This is a genomic window from Leisingera sp. (assembly GCF_982940295.1).
This window is the reverse complement of record NZ_CEYXRG010000014.1, coordinates 1-14,401: the sequence shown is the minus strand read 5'-3', so window position 1 is coordinate 14,401 and position 14,401 is coordinate 1. Positions and strand designations below refer to the sequence as shown.

Annotated in this window: 16 protein-coding genes; 7 read left to right on the top strand and 9 right to left on the bottom strand. The window is 65.1% G+C overall.

Annotated features, from left to right (window positions below; translation table 11 throughout):
* Positions 1-96 precede the first annotated feature (96 nt).
* Positions 97-519 (bottom strand): group III truncated hemoglobin, encoded by a 423-nt coding sequence (locus tag AC4HIX_RS13550; protein ID WP_490399322.1) that lies wholly within the window; start codon positions 517-519, stop codon positions 97-99.
* Between the two features lie 156 nt (positions 520-675).
* Between AC4HIX_RS13550 and AC4HIX_RS13545 the strand changes: the two genes are divergently transcribed.
* The 6 genes from AC4HIX_RS13545 (at position 676) to AC4HIX_RS13520 (ending at position 8,994) form a co-directional block, all read left to right on the top strand.
* The gene (locus AC4HIX_RS13545) at positions 676-1,983 is read left to right on the top strand and encodes an SDR family oxidoreductase (RefSeq protein ID WP_490399321.1); all 1,308 of its coding nucleotides are present in this window, start codon (positions 676-678) and stop codon (positions 1,981-1,983) included.
* A gap of 1 nt (position 1,984) precedes the next feature.
* Positions 1,985-2,473, top strand: a complete 489-nt coding sequence (locus tag AC4HIX_RS13540; RefSeq protein WP_490399320.1) for a DUF2269 family protein — start codon at positions 1,985-1,987, stop codon at positions 2,471-2,473.
* 268 nt (positions 2,474-2,741) lie between these two features.
* On the top strand, positions 2,742-5,744 hold the full coding sequence (ileS, locus tag AC4HIX_RS13535; RefSeq protein ID WP_490399319.1) for an isoleucine--tRNA ligase: 3,003 nt from the start codon (positions 2,742-2,744) through the stop codon (positions 5,742-5,744).
* Positions 5,745-5,978: 234 nt separating this feature from the next.
* Positions 5,979-6,731, top strand: coding sequence for a hypothetical protein (locus tag AC4HIX_RS13530; protein ID WP_490399318.1), 753 nt, complete (start codon positions 5,979-5,981; stop codon positions 6,729-6,731).
* A gap of 149 nt (positions 6,732-6,880) precedes the next feature.
* Positions 6,881-7,960: a LysM peptidoglycan-binding domain-containing protein gene (locus AC4HIX_RS13525; RefSeq protein WP_490399317.1), complete on the top strand. Its 1,080-nt coding sequence runs from the start codon at positions 6,881-6,883 to the stop codon at positions 7,958-7,960.
* An 11-nt stretch (positions 7,961-7,971) separates the two neighbouring features.
* Positions 7,972-8,994, top strand: a complete 1,023-nt coding sequence (locus AC4HIX_RS13520) for an ABC transporter substrate-binding protein (protein WP_490399316.1) — start codon at positions 7,972-7,974, stop codon at positions 8,992-8,994.
* A gap of 12 nt (positions 8,995-9,006) precedes the next feature.
* Here AC4HIX_RS13520 and AC4HIX_RS13515 read toward each other — a convergent pair whose 3' ends face one another.
* A complete protein-coding gene (locus tag AC4HIX_RS13515; protein ID WP_490399315.1) occupies positions 9,007-9,363 on the bottom strand; it encodes a hypothetical protein in 357 nt (118 codons plus the stop codon).
* Positions 9,364-9,511: 148 nt separating this feature from the next.
* Positions 9,512-9,898 (bottom strand): hypothetical protein, encoded by a 387-nt coding sequence (locus tag AC4HIX_RS13510; protein ID WP_490399314.1) that lies wholly within the window; start codon positions 9,896-9,898, stop codon positions 9,512-9,514.
* 181 nt (positions 9,899-10,079) lie between these two features.
* Here AC4HIX_RS13510 and AC4HIX_RS13505 point away from each other — a divergent pair, with 181 nt between their 5' ends.
* On the top strand, positions 10,080-10,532 hold the full coding sequence (locus AC4HIX_RS13505) for a methylated-DNA--[protein]-cysteine S-methyltransferase (RefSeq protein WP_490399313.1): 453 nt from the start codon (positions 10,080-10,082) through the stop codon (positions 10,530-10,532).
* Between the two features lie 133 nt (positions 10,533-10,665).
* On the opposite strand, the gene AC4HIX_RS13500 is transcribed toward AC4HIX_RS13505, so the two are convergent.
* The 6 genes from AC4HIX_RS13500 to AC4HIX_RS13475 all read right to left on the bottom strand — a co-directional run bounded on the left by AC4HIX_RS13500 (position 10,666) and on the right by AC4HIX_RS13475 (position 14,224).
* Positions 10,666-11,034: a hypothetical protein gene (locus AC4HIX_RS13500; protein ID WP_490399312.1), complete on the bottom strand. Its 369-nt coding sequence runs from the start codon at positions 11,032-11,034 to the stop codon at positions 10,666-10,668.
* 193 nt (positions 11,035-11,227) lie between these two features.
* The gene (locus AC4HIX_RS13495) at positions 11,228-11,938 is read right to left on the bottom strand and encodes a CDP-alcohol phosphatidyltransferase family protein (protein WP_421055511.1); all 711 of its coding nucleotides are present in this window, start codon (positions 11,936-11,938) and stop codon (positions 11,228-11,230) included.
* A gap of 39 nt (positions 11,939-11,977) precedes the next feature.
* Entirely contained in the window at positions 11,978-12,190 is a 213-nt protein-coding gene (locus AC4HIX_RS13490; RefSeq protein ID WP_475046964.1) for a hypothetical protein, read from the bottom strand.
* A 140-nt stretch (positions 12,191-12,330) separates the two neighbouring features.
* A complete protein-coding gene (locus AC4HIX_RS13485; protein WP_490399311.1) occupies positions 12,331-12,549 on the bottom strand; it encodes a GDCCVxC domain-containing (seleno)protein in 219 nt (72 codons plus the stop codon).
* Positions 12,550-12,599: 50 nt separating this feature from the next.
* On the bottom strand, positions 12,600-13,520 hold the full coding sequence (locus tag AC4HIX_RS13480; RefSeq protein WP_490399310.1) for a tyrosine recombinase XerC: 921 nt from the start codon (positions 13,518-13,520) through the stop codon (positions 12,600-12,602).
* Positions 13,517-14,224: a DUF484 family protein gene (locus tag AC4HIX_RS13475; protein ID WP_490399309.1), complete on the bottom strand. Its 708-nt coding sequence runs from the start codon at positions 14,222-14,224 to the stop codon at positions 13,517-13,519. Before AC4HIX_RS13475 ends, AC4HIX_RS13480 begins: the two co-directional genes overlap by 4 nt.
* Between the last annotated feature and the right edge of the window lie 177 nt (positions 14,225-14,401).

The window sequence follows — 14,401 nt, the reverse complement described above, 5'->3', positions numbered from 1 at the left end:
CAGGCTCATGCGCAGCATGAGCCGGGCCCAAGTCTGCTGAGGCGGACTGGCGCAGACAGGCCGCCGGCAGGCGCGGGAGCCCCCGGCGGACGGGTTTCAGAACAGTTTCGGCGGCTGGTCCTTGGGCTGGCGCATCGCCACGATGCCGGTGCGGAAGCCTTCACCGATCCGGTCGGCCAGCGCGCCCCATTGCAGCGCGGTGCGCTCCGGCAGCTCAGCCCGCAGCACCTCGTGAAACAGGCCGAGCCACAGCGGGAAATGCTCTGCCTTCACGTCCGGCCGCGAAACATGCACCCGCATCGGATTGCCGCTGTAGCTGCGCTCCCGCAGGATCGCATTGCGCCAGAACCCCGCAATCTTCTCTTCATGCTCCGGCCAGTCGGTGACATGCGCGGCAAAGACCGGCCCCAAGACGTCATGCGCGCGCACGCGGGCATAGAATACGGAGATCACGCGGGAAATCTCCTCTGCGGTGATTTCGAACCGCGCCAGCGGGTTTGCGGTATCTGTATCGCTCATCGGACGCTCCGGTCTGCTTTCGACCGCTAGATAAGGCGAACGCGGGTCCGGCGGAAGGGGGCAGGCGCATCTGCCGCGGCGCGGTGGCGCGGCATCACTGGCGCCCGGCGTCCCTGCCGCTATGGTGGGCGGGGAATTGGTCAAAGGTATTGATTTATGGCGGAGACCACAAAGCGGATACTGGTTCCGGGCGCTTACGGGTTTATCGGCGCTGAGGTTGTCCGGGCACTGCGGGGCGAAGGATACTCCGTGACCGGCTTCGGCCGCAGCGCTGAGCAGGCGGCGCGGGTGCTGCCGGGGGTGCCCTTTGCCGAGGGGGATCTGCGCCAGCTATTGCAGCCCGAAGACTGGGCCCAACTGCTGCAGGGCGTGGATGCGGTGGTGAACTGTGCGGGTGTGCTGCAGGACATGGTGCCGGGAGAGCTGGAGGCGGTGCATCACATCGCCATAGCAGCCCTGGCGGCAGCCTGTGCGGAGCGCGGTATCAAAGTGGTGCAGGTCTCTGCCGCCGGGGCCGGGCCGCAGGCCGGGACAGAGTTCATGCGCAGCAAGGGTCGGGGCGATGACGCTTTGCGCGCCTCCGGTGCCGCGGCCTGGATCCTGAGGCCCGGGCTGGTGATCGGGCAGGGGGCCTATGGCGGCACAAGGCTGCTGCGGATGCTGGCAGCGGTGCCGCTGGTGCAGCCGGTGGCACTGGCAGATGCGCCGGTGCAGTGCGTCGGGATGGCGGATCTGTCAGCGGCGGCGGTTGCCGCGCTGAGGGGGGAGCTGCCGCAGGGAACCTATGATCTGGTGGAAGACCATCCGCACAGGCTGGAGGATGTGCTGGCAGAGACCCGCTCCTGGCTGGGGTTCGCACCTGCGAGGCGGGTGCTGCGGTTCCCGGACTGGCTGCTGCCTCCGGTCGCGGCCAGCGCAGACGCGCTGAGCCGCCTTGGCTGGCGTTCCCCCTTGCGCAGCACCGCAATTGCCGAAATCCGCGGTGGCGTGCGCGGAGATGCGGAACCGCACCGCGCGGCGATGGGGCAGGGGATTGCGCCGCTGAAAGCGATCTATCAATCGCTGCCTGCGGGCCGCGCGCAGCGGCTGGATGCCCGGATGGCGCTGCTGATGCCTGCCGCGGTTGCGGTGCTGAGCCTGTTCTGGCTGGCCTCCGGGCTGATCGGCCTGTGGCAGCTGGAAGCGGCGGCGACGGTGCTGCTGGATGCAGGCTGGAGCATGGTCCTGGCCAAATCCAGCGTTGTGTTCTGGTCTCTGGTTGATATCGCCCTGGGGGCGGCGGTCGTTTGGCGGCCCTGGGCGGCGCGGGCCTGTCTGGGGATGGCGGCGGTGTCGCTGATCTATCTGCTGGCAGCCTCGGTGGTGACGCCGCAGATGTGGGCAGACCCGCTGGGGCCGCTGGTCAAGGTTCTGCCGGGCGCGCTGCTGGCGCTGATCACGCATCAGTTGCTGCAGGAGCGCTGAGATGGACCCCGACCTGATCTTGCGCTGGCTGCATGTGATCGGTGCCTGCGTTCTGCTGGGCACCGGGGCAGGCATCGCCTTCTTCATGCTGATGGCGCACCGCACGCGCGACGCCCGTCTGATCGCCCATACCGCGGGCGTGGTGGTGCTGGCAGATCTGCTGTTCACCACGACGGCAGTGATTGTGCAGCCTGTCACCGGCGGGCTGCTGGCCTGGCGGCTGGGCTGGCCGCTGAGCGAGGGGTGGCTGGCACTGTCACTGGCCCTGTACGTGCTGACGGGGGCTTTCTGGCTGCCGGTGGTCTGGATCCAGCTGCGGCTGCGCGACCTGGCGCGGGCGGCGGTGGAGGCGGGAGAGGCGCTGCCTGACCGCTATCACCGTCTGTTTGCGATCTGGTTTGCCTGCGGCCTTCCAGCCTTCGCCGCCGTGCTGATGATCCTCTGGCTGATGCTGGTGCGGCCTGATCTTGGGCTGTGGCTGATACGCTAAAACGGAGTTTTCGCCCGGCGGCACTGCCGGGCTGCGCCTGCCTGCCCCCCGGCAGGCGCAGCCCTCAACAGGATGCGGCGCATCTGCCGCTTTACGCCTCCGCTGCACCGGCCTATAAGGCGGTTCATGTCCCTATTCGCGGCCATCATTATTCGAATTATATCCCCGGCGCTCTGAAACCATTGAGCCGCCGGGCAAAGGCGCTTGAGCCATCGCGCCGAACCGAATATCCCACATTCCGACCTTGATCATCCAAAGGACGCCCCCGATGTGCGCCGACACGCCCCAGACGCCTGACTATAAAGACACCCTGAACCTGCCGAAAACCGGTTTTCCGATGCGCGCGGGCCTGCCCAAGCGCGAGCCTGCCTGGCTGGAACGCTGGGCGCAGATCGGCGTCTATGACAAACTTCGCGAGAAGGCCGCCGCGGCCAAGGGCGGCGACGCGGAACGCAAGCCCTTCACCCTGCATGACGGCCCCCCCTACGCCAACGGCCACCTGCACATCGGCCACGCGCTGAACAAGACCATCAAAGACATGATCGTGCGCTCGCACCAGATGATGGGCTTTGACGCGCGTTATGTGCCGGGCTGGGACTGCCACGGACTGCCGATCGAATGGAAGATCGAGGAGCAGTACCGCAAGAAGGGCAAGAACAAGGATGCGGTGCCGGTCGTGGAATTCCGCCAGGAATGCCGCGCCTTTGCCGACAGCTGGGTCGATATCCAGCGCGAGGAGTTCAAACGCCTGGGCATCACCGGCAACTGGGATGATCCGTATCTGACCATGAACTATCACGCCGAGGCGGTGATCGCGGATGAGTTCATGAAATTCCTGATGAACGGCACCCTCTATCAGGGCTCCAAGCCGGTGATGTGGTCGCCGGTCGAAAAGACCGCGCTGGCCGAGGCCGAGGTCGAGTACCACGACAAGGAAAGCTTCACCATCTGGGTGAAGTTCAAGGTGGCCGAGGCGGGCGGCTTTGTGGCCGCCGACGGCGAGGACGCGGATTTCGCAGGCGCTGACTCGGCGATCGTGGCGCAGGATCTGGAAGGCGCCCATGTGGTGATCTGGACCACCACCCCCTGGACCATCCCGTCGAACAAGGCAGTGGTTTACGGGGCGGAGATTGCCTATGGCCTCTATGAGGTGACCGGCACGCCCGAGGAATGCTGGGCCGCTGTTGGCGACCGTTTCCTGCTGGCCGATAACCTGGCCGCGGATGTGTTCAAGCGCGCCCGCCTGGGTGAAGATCAGTTCAAGCGCTTGCGCGGTGTCTCCGCCGAGGAACTGTCCAGCCTGTCGCTGAAGCACCCCCTCGCGGGCGCTGAGGGCGCAAACGGCGAATGGGACGGTATCCGCGACTTCCGCGCAGCCCCCTTTGTGACCGACACCGAAGGCACCGGCTTTGTCCATTGCGCGCCGAGCCACGGGATGGAGGAGTTCGAGCTCTACCGTGATCTGAACATGCTGGAGCAGATGATCACTTACAACGTGATGGACGACGGCGGCTTCCGCGCCGATCTGCCCTTCTTCGGCGGCACCTATATCCTCAACCGCAAGGGCGGCGAGGGCGATGCCAACAAAAAAATCATCGACAAGCTTGTGGAAGTCGGCGGCCTGCTGGCGCGCGGCAAGATCAAGCACAGCTACCCGCATTCCTGGCGCTCCAAGGCGCCGATCATCTACCGCAACACGCCGCAATGGTTCGCCTCCGTCGACCGCAAGCTGGACGACGGCATGGATGAGATGGGCGACAGCATCCGCGAACGCGCGCTGCGCTCGATCGACGAGCTGGTGAAATGGTGGCCGCAGACCGGGCGCAACCGCCTGCATTCGATGATCGAAAGCCGCCCCGACTGGGTGCTGAGCCGCCAGCGCGCCTGGGGCGTTCCGCTCACCTGCTTCACCAAGAAGGGCGCGCTGCCGACCGACGCGGATTTCCTGCTGCGCAATGAAGACGTGAACAAGCGCATCGTGGCCGAGTTTGAGGAGCACGGCGCCGATGTCTGGTACGAGGACGGATTCAAGGCGCGGGTTTTGGGCAACAGCGTGGACCCGGACGACTACGACCAGGTGTTCGACGTTCTGGACGTGTGGTTCGACTCCGGCTCGACCCATGCCTTTGTGCTGCGCGACCGCGAGGACGGCACCGAGGACGGCATCGCCGACGTCTACATGGAAGGCACCGACCAGCACCGCGGCTGGTTCCATTCCTCGCTGCTGCAGGCCTGCGGCACCAAGGGCCGCGCGCCTTACCGCAACGTGGTGACCCACGGCTTCACTCTGGACGAGAAGGGCATGAAGATGTCCAAGTCGCTGGGCAACACCATCGTGCCGGAGGAGGTCGTCAAGCAATACGGCGCCGACATCCTGCGCCTGTGGGTGGCCCAGACCGATTACACCGCCGACCAGCGGATCGGCCCGGAAATCCTGAAGGGCACCGCCGACAGCTACCGCCGCCTGCGCAACACCATGCGCTTCCTGCTGGGGTCGCTGGGTGACTTCAAAGAAGAGCAGCGGGTGGCGCCGGAAGACATGCCGGAGCTGGAGCGCTGGGTGCTGCACCGTCTGGCGGACCTCGATCAGAAAGTGCGCAGCGGCTACCAGACCTTCGACTTCCAGGGCGTGTTCTCGGCGGTGTTCAACTTCGCCACCGTGGACTTGTCGGCCTTCTACTTCGACATCCGCAAGGATGCGCTCTATTGCGATGGCGACACGCTGAACGCCCGCGCAGCGCGCACCGTGCTGGACATCCTGTTCCACCGCCTGACCACCTGGCTGGCGCCGATCCTGGTGTTCACCATGGAAGAGGTCTGGCTGGAGAAATACCCGGGCGAAGGCAGCTCGGTGCATCTGCAGGACATCCCGGAGACCCCCGCCGAGTGGCTGAACCCCGATCTGGCCGCCAAATGGTCCAAGATCCGCCAGGCCCGCCGGGTGGTGACCGCGGCGCTGGAGGTGCAGCGCACCGACAAGGTGATCGGGGCCTCGCTGGAGGCCGCCCCGGTGGTGCATGTGCGCGACACGGAGGCGCTGGAGGCGCTGAAGTCGGTCAACTTCGCCGATATCTGCATCACCTCGGACATCGCGCTGACCAATGATCCGGCCCCGGCCGAAGCCTTCCGGATGCCGGAAGTCGATGGTGTCTCGGTGGTGTTCGAGAAGGCTGAAGGCGGCAAGTGCCAGCGCTGCTGGAAGATCCTGCCGGATGTGGGCGACCACAGCCATGCGGGCGTCTGCGGCCGCTGCGATAGCGCGCTCGGCTAACCCGAATTTCACCCATTAGATGTGTTCAACGCCCGGCCTATGGCCGGGCGTTGTCTTTTTTACGATACAGTCACGGTTCTCCCTGCACTTTTTGCGTGTACTGCCTTGTGTCCCTGGAAATTGGATTCCGCTAGATGTTGACCGGTTTTCCACAACTGGTTAAGAATTCGTTAATTCCATGAAGAATTTCAGCCGTATATTCAAAACATGGCATGGGCAGGGGGGCAGTTTTCGATGCTGAAGCTGAAAGCGGACGCGCAACCGGCGGACGAGCTTGGCAAGCCGCGCAGAATGGCAGTCCGGATCGACGGGGTGTCTGCGCCGAAAAATATGAAAATCGGGCTGGTGGCTGGCGGCACAGGCCAGAAGGCAAGCAGTGCTGCGGAACCGGCAAAGGCGCCCGAACCCGCTGTAAAGAGCGCGGCAAAGGCGGCAAAGGCAATCAAGACGGCCCCGGCCGCCCTCAAAACCCTCGCGGCGCAGCAGCCCTTGGCGGCAGCGGAAACCGGCAGCACCTTGCCGAAACTGGGCTTGGCTGCGGCAGGGCTGGCGGTGGCTTCCGCCATGCTGCTCTATTTCCAGTTCGGCGCCGGGCCTGAGCCTGCAACCGCAGAGCAGGCCAGCCTGCAAGCGGAGGCCGTTCTGCCTGCCGGCGCGGCCTCGGCTGCGGGCCTGGCAGAGGGGGCAGGCAGCGGCGAAGACGCCCTGGTTGCCCGCATCACCGCAGGCACGCTGGCGGCGCTGCGCAGCAAGCAGGCTGAGTCTGGCACGACGGCGCCTGCCGCCGCCGCAGCCGCGCCGGCCGAAGGCACCGCCTTGTTCAAGATGGTAATGACTGCCGCCGCTCAGGGCCAATCAGAGGCCTATATCGACCAGATGGTGAACGGCGCATATGCGCGCCAGGAGATCACCGTTCCGGCCAGTCTGATTGGCGCAGACGGGCGGGTCGACACGGCGACGCTTATGGCGCTGTTCGTCGGCAATTAATCTTTGCTCCGGCGGCTGCGCCGGAGCTGCCCTTCGGCAAGCAGGCGCAGCTATCTGCGCTGCCGGGCCGGGGATTTCACAACAAAAACAAAACCAAGACGCGCCGTAGGCTGCAACGGGCCGCGGTGCATTATCCTTCCGGGGGGACCATGAAGACGTTTTTTGCTGCCGCAGCCATGGGGCTGTTTGCCCTTGCTGCCAATTCCGCAGCTGCCGAGACCTGCGGCGGGGTGTATACAGTACAGTCCGGCGACAGCCTGTCGGTGATAGCCGACAAGATGTACAAAGACGCCGGCAAGTGGAGCGCCATCCACAACCGCAACATCGACAAGATCGGCCCCAAGCCGAATGCGATCCGGGTCGGCATGAAACTGTCGCTGGCCTGCCTGGAAGGGCTGCCGCTGGGGCTGCCGGGCGGCAAGGAAATCGCTGCCGCCGTTCCCGCCGCCGCCGTGCCGGTCAATGTGGCGCCCGGCAATGCCGCTGTGCGCAAGAAGATCAACCTGCTGACCGCCGACGACTTTGCGCCCTTCACGGGCAAGGAGCTGCACAACGGCGGCATGATGACCGACGTGCTGAACGCTGCGATGCGTCATGCCAGCCCCGCGCAGGGCTATGCCGTTCACTGGGTCGACCTGTGGACCTCGCATGAGGAACCGCTGCTGTCGAACGCGCTGCTGGATGCGGGCTTCCCTTGGTACAAGCCCGACTGCGAGAACAACCCGGCCGAACCGCGCTGCGCGAACTTCCTGTTTTCCGAGCCGATGTTCGAGGTGCTGGTTCTGATGTTCACCGATAAGACGCGGCCGCTGACGTTCACCAAGGACGAGGACCTGTTTGGCAAGACCTTCTGCCGCCCGCAGGGCTATGAGACCTATCTTTTTGAGCAGCAGGGGCGCCACTGGCTGCGTGATGGCAAGGTCAAGGTGGTGCAGCCGCTGACCACCGCCGAATGCTATGAGATGGTTCTGGCAGGCAAGGCCGACGCCGTGGTGATGAACGAATTCACCGGCCGCGCGCAGATCAAGGAGCTGGGCCTGTCCAACCGTTTCGACGTGGTGCCGGAGCCGATCTCGATCCAGGCGCTGCACGTGATCGTGCACAAGACCCACCCGGAGGCGGACCAGCTGATGGAAATGGTCAATTCTGCGCTGCGCGGCATCCGTGAGGACGGAACCTATCAGACGATCATCGAAGACCACATGGCCAGGGTCTGGGCCGGATATTGAGGGGGAAAGGCATGCTGAACCGCTTCTGCCGTCATATGCTGGGCCTGGGTTTGCTGCTTGGGCTGCCCCAGGCCGCCCACGCAATTTGCAATGTGGACTACGTTGCGCAGCCGGGCGACAACCTGTTTTCGATCGCGGAGACGCATTACGGCGACCGCGAGCGCTGGACCATGATCTATTACCGCAACCAGGAGGTGCTGGTCGGCTCCTCGGTGGTTCCGGGGCGCAAGCTGCACATCCCCTGCATCAAGGAGGCCACCGCCCCGGATGCCACGCCGTTGCGCCAGCACGAGGCGGACCTGACGCTGCTCACCGGTGGCGGCTATGCGCCCTTCACCGACCGCAGCCTGCCGGGGCAGGGGATGGTGACCGAGCTGGTCAATGCGGCGCTGGAGCTGGCGCCCGCGCCGGTCAGCTATTCGGTAAGCTGGGAGGACGACTGGTCCAAGCACCTGTTCCCGATGCTGGACAAGAAGGAGTTCGACATGGGCTTTCCCTGGCTCAAGCCCGACTGCGCAGCTGAGCCGGACAACGAGCGCTGCGCCAATTTCCACTTCTCCGAACCGGTGATGACCATGCCGATCATGCTGTTTGCGCGCGCGGACAGCGGCTTTGAGTTCCGGGAGGACGCGGACGCCGAGGGCAAGACCCTGTGCCGTCCGGCCGGTTATTTCACCCATGACCTGAACCGCGCCGGACGCCGCTGGCTGGACGAAGACAAGATCACGCTGGTGCAGCCGCAGACGCCTGCCGATTGTTTCAGCATGGTGGCAGAGGGCAAGGTGGATGCGGCGGCGGTCAACCTGTTCCTGGGCGCCAGCACAATCGTCAAGGAAGGCCTGCGCGACACTGTTGTGCCGCTGGAGAAGCCGCTGTCGGAAGAAGGCCTGCATGTGGTGATTTCCAAGCGCCACTGGCGCGGCACCACTCACCTTTACCGGATCAATGCGGGCCTGCAGAAACTGCGCGGCAGCGGACGGTTCGAGGAGATCATGTCGCGCCACCTGGAGCTGTTCTGGGCGCAGCTGCAGTAAGGCGGAGCCGGGTCAGGCTGACAGGGTTTTTGCCGCCTCATATCCGTGGCAGGCAGCTTCGCATTCCGTCTCGCTGTCCGGATCCTGATGTTCTGCACGCTGCAGCAGCAGGTGCTCTGCCAGCACTGGGTTTTCAGGAAGCAGGCCGGTTGCGGCTGCGGCACCGTTCTGGCCCGTACGGGCCGGCTGCCCGTGGCGGTCATCCGGATCGGACGGGTTTTGCGGATGACCGTCCGGCTCCTGCTCGCGCGGGCTGGTATTTGCGGACTCGCTGCGGTCCGGATCATCAGAGCGGACAACCGGACGGGCGGTCAGATGGCCGCGGTTCGGTTTGGCTGGATCGACACTTCCTGAAACTGGCAAAAACATAGAGCGGGTCCTTCGCGGTGGCTTTGAACCGGTCTTAAGCGAAGGTTAACATAAGACGCTTAACAGCAGGTTAATGCATGTTTCCTGGCCGTTGGCGGGCCGCCGCCGCGGATTGCCCGCGCGAAAACCGGGCTGGAAATCAGCCCGATCAGCCGGTGATGAGCCGGGCCTTGGCATAGTTGGCTTCCGCCTGGAGGGCGCTGACCGGTTTGGGGCCTGCCTGGCAGCCGTTCATCAGGTCCTGATAATATGCGGCCATGTCCACGCCGTTCACCTGCTTCAGGTTCAGCGCTTCGGCGCGGGCTGCGGCCCGGGCCGGCCCGACATACTGAGGGGTCAGAGCGTCGGGGCGTTCGCCGGTCAGCGCCTGTTCACGCTGCAGGCTGCGGGCCATGCCCTGGCTGGTGCCGTTGATCAGCGGAGCATCCACCGGCTGGCCGCCTGCTTCTCCGATTGCGGGCTGCTTGCGGTACGCGGCCTGCGTCTGCTTCATACCGTTGTACAGGCTGGCGGGGCTGGAAACTGCAGACAGCATTTGAATACCTTTCACTACGCTCTTGAAACTCACTTTATGATAATTTGAAGTAAACCGGTGAGGAATCCTTAGGACTGGTTAACGGCGTGTTAAGTGTACGGCCGGTGCCGGGCGCGGGCCGCCTTGCCAGCCATGCCTTTCCTGAGGATGATGCGGCCAATGGCACAGCCGGGGAAACGTGATGATTGCAGCCAGCCTTGATACGCCTGTCGGCGTGCTCAGCGTGTCAGAACGGGACGGTGCTGTCGTGCGGCTGGCCTGGTCTGCAGAGGCTACAGGTCAATCAGCCTTGCTGGACCGGGCGCTGGAACAGTTGCGCGCGTATTTCGCCGGTGAGCTGACGGAATTCGATCTGCCGTTGCAGGTGGAGGGGTCGGAGTTTCAGAAAGCGGTTTGCGCAGCGATGCTGGCGATCCCTTTTGGCGAGACGCGCACCTATGGCGATATTGCCAGGGACCTTGGCGCCCCGCCCCAGCCGGTGGGCAATGCGTGCGGCGGCAACCCGATCCCTGTGATCATCCCCTGCCACCGGGTGCTGAGCGCAACGGGTCTGGGGGGCTTTTCCGGCCAGGGCGGGGTAGAGACAAAGGTCGCGCTGCTGAAACACGAGGGCGCCGCCAGCCTTCTGATCTAAACCTGCCGGCAGGCGCCAGCTTCCGCATTTGCTTCTTTCTGGCGGAAGGCACACAGTGTGAGTGCGCCCCGGGGGGGGGCGGGTGCGCCGTCCCCCGGGTAACAGGCCGCGCTGCGGGGCGGCCCGGAAGGGATCAGGCAAACAGGGCCTTCACCTGCTCATAAAGCGGTGCGGTATCCGCGCCGGAGGTTTCGGAGAAGTCGCTGATCAGCGCCAGGATCACCGATTCCATATCTGCTTCGGACGGTGGTTCCTGGGCGGGTGCCGCGGCGGTTTCTGCGGTTGTGTCCGGGCTGCCCGCCGGTTCTAAGCCTCTGGTTTCGGCCGTGCCCAAAGTGCTGCCGGCAGGCGGCTGCGCGGCTTCGGCAGCTTCGGCCTGCTGGGCGCGCCAGCCCCAGGCCTTGGCATGCTCGGGCGGCCCGGGCTGCTTGCTGCCGGTCACTGCGTTCAACGCGTGGCTCAGCCCGTTAGGCGGGAGGGAGGGGGCGGATACGGAATGCATGGCGTTCTCCTGTGGACGCTGCCGCGACGGCAAGTTCCGCATCAGTGTCCGCATTGGCCCGTTAAATCCGGCTTAGTGGCCGGACTTCTTTCTAACGCAAACTCCATTTAAACTATCGGCCATTTGTTAAAGCTTGCCAGGGCATACAAAAAACGCGGCCGGAGCGGGGCGGCACGCGCAGATCGCCGCTGCCTCAGGGGTGCGAAGGCGCGCGGCGGCGTTCGGGAATGATTTGCTGGGCGATGCCGACGAACAGCAGGTAGACCGAGGTGACCACCAGCCCCCAATGGGCCCAGCTGGCCGGGTGGAAATCGACCCAGGCGGCCCAGCCGGCAAAGAACGTCCAGGCCAGCGCCACCGGCAGCGAGACTTTGCGCCAGCGGGCCGTGCGCACCGGATGGATGAATTTCAGCGGCAGGAACATGGCAATGGACAACAGCGTCACCAGCACAAGAATAGTCCAATGGCTGGGCTCCAGCGCAAAGATCACCAGAACCGGCATGTTCCACACGCCGGGATAGCCGGAGAAGGAATTGTCCTTGGTCTTCATCCGCGTGTCGGCGTAATACATCGCGCTGCCAAAGGTGATCACGATGATCGCAAACCAGCCGGTCCAGCCGGCCATCAGCCCCGATTGGAACAGGGCAAAGGCCGGGATGAACACATAGGTCAGATAGTCGATGATCAGGTCCAGCAGCACGCCGTCGAACTCAGGCGAATAGCGCTTGACGTGATAATGACGGGCCAGCGGGCCGTCGATGCCGTCCACGGCAAAAGCCACCACCAGCCAGACGAACATCAGGCTCCACTTGCCGTCCGCCGCCGCCAGCATCGCCAGCATGGCGAACACGGCGCCGGTTGCGGTGAGCAGGTGAACGGAAAGGGCGCGCAGTTGAGGTGTCATTGGTCCCTGATGGCGGTTTTGCCCACAGGCCGCAAGCGTTCAATGCAGCTTTGAGCGGAATTCCGTGCCCGCAGTAAACTGAATGCGCGCCATGCGGCGGCCCAGGGGAGCGGGGTCGGTGATGCCGGGGGAGGAGAACGGCGCCCTGGACGGCAGATCGCCCATCCGCTCCCACGGCTGGCCGCCGGGCGGCGGGGCAGGGGCAGCAGGGGCACCATCAGCATAGAGGGCGGCAGAACCGGGAATGGTCATAGCAGAATCCTTTCTGGATCGGTTTCCGCCATCAAGCCGGAGCAGCCTTAACACGGGCTTGCCAAGAGGCGGAGACAGCCCGGAAAAATAGCGCGCATTTTAACTAACCGGGTCCGCGGTCCCGGTCCGCGCAGGCGGTATCAGCCGCAGCAGCGGCTTCCCATCTGCACCGGCGGGCAGGGGACAGTGCCGTAGGAGCAGAACACGCAGCAGTCTCCGGGCTTGGGCCGCAATAGGACACGGCAGCCCGGGCATTCGTGAAACCATTGGCAGGCATCCTGCGGCATTTCCAGCGCAGCCTCGTGCCCGCATGCGGGGCAGGTCAGAACACTGGTCAGAACAGGTATTTTGTCAGTCATGGGCAGGCCTCCCCGCCTTGAGCAGAGGCCGGATAGTGCGCCGCGTCAAGTCATGCCTTGGGGTGGGCGCGCATGTAGACATCCATCAGATGAGTGGTGTCCACCGCCGTATAGGCCTGGGTGGTCGACAGCGACGCATGGCCCAGCAGTTCCTGAATGGCGCGCAGATCGCCGCCGGCTTCCAGCAGATGGGTGGCGAAGCTGTGGCGCAGCGCGTGCGGGGTCGCGGTGGCGGGCAGGCCCAGCTGGGCGCGGGTCCGGGCCATTACGCCTTGGATCTGGCGCGGGTTCAGCGCGCCGCCGCGCACGCCGCGGAACAGCGGCGCTGCGGCCTCCTGCGGATGCGGGCACAGCTCCAAGTAACGGTTCACCGCGTCGCGGGCGGCGGGCAGCACCGGCACCACCCGCTCCTTTTTGCCCTTGCCAAGGATGCGCAGCACCGGCGGCAGCGGCGCGTCGGAGCCCTTCAGCCCCAGCGCCTCGGAAATCCGCAGGCCGCAGCCGTAAAGCAGCGTGACCACCGCCGCATCCCGGGCCGCCACCCAATCCTGCTGCGATTGCAGCTCCACCGTCTCCAGCACCGCCTTGGCGGCTTCCGGCGCCAGCGGGCGCGGCAGTTTCTTCTGGAACTTCGGGGCACGGGCCAGGAGCACCGCTGCGGGTTCGAACCCTTCGCGTTCCGCCAGCCAGCGGTAGAAATTCTTGACCGCCGAAAGCTTGCGCGCCAGCGAGCGCGCACCGGTTCCGGAGTTGCGCTCTGACGCCATCCAGGCGCGCATGTCGGAGGTGGTGATCCGCGCCAGCGCACCCAGCCCCTGCGGGCCGCCGGAATGTGCGGTCATGAAGGCGAGGAATGCCGAAACATCGCCGCGGTAGGCGGTCAGCGTGTGGGCCGAGGCGTCCCCCAGCCCGCCCAGACGCGCCAGCCAAAGCTGCAGCGCATCACGGCAGGCCGGGGAGATCATCGTCATGACAGCCAGCTGCGCATCGCGCGTTCAAAGACGCCGCCGAAGAAGGCCAGCAGATCGGTGCCTTGCATCGGCGAGAACTGATGCGGATCTTCCGAGCCCATCACCAGCATCCCTGGCAGGCGGCCCTCACCAAGATCAAGCATAAGGCAGGCCTCGGAGCGGATCCATTCCGCCTTCAGCCCATAAACCCTCGGGCTGCCGCTTTGGGTCTGGCGCAGGGTCACGGTGCGCTGGCTGCCGGGCTGGCCTGCATAGCTTTCGGCGAATCCCGGGCCTGCCAGTTTCAGCGCATCGGACTTGCGCTCCACCGCGGCGCCGCCGGGCTGGGCGGTTTCCAGAACCAGCGCCAGGGCATCGACGCGCAGAATTTCCGGCATGTCCTGTTCCAGGCAGGCGAGGAAGGCGGTGAAATCCTGCGGCTCCAGCAGGCGCAGAACGGCGCGGTGAATGAGGTTGGTGCCGGCCAGATTGTCATAGGCCGCGGCAATCACCGATCGGTGAGTGTCCTCCAGCCGGTCAAGCCGGGCCGCCATCCGCTCCATCGCGATGCCGCGCAAGTCGACAACATTGGAGCCCATGGCGCGCTCATTGGCGGCGACGAGGGCGTTCATCAGGTGCTGGTCCTCCAGCACGGCATCGGGTTTGGCGAGGATAGCCTCGCGCAGCTGGTCTTCCAGGCTGACTGAAGGGCTTGTACTGCTCATGCGTGAAACTCTTACGGCTCCGGACCTCTGACGGGTTTGGTTCCGTGTATAACACGGGATTTGCGCAATGCTGCGGAAAATTTCCGGACCGGCAGAAATTGCCGCGCGCAGGCAGGCTCCCGCCCGTCGCCGGTGCATCGAAATGCTCCGCTCCCGTTGGGCCGGGCGCCGGGCAGA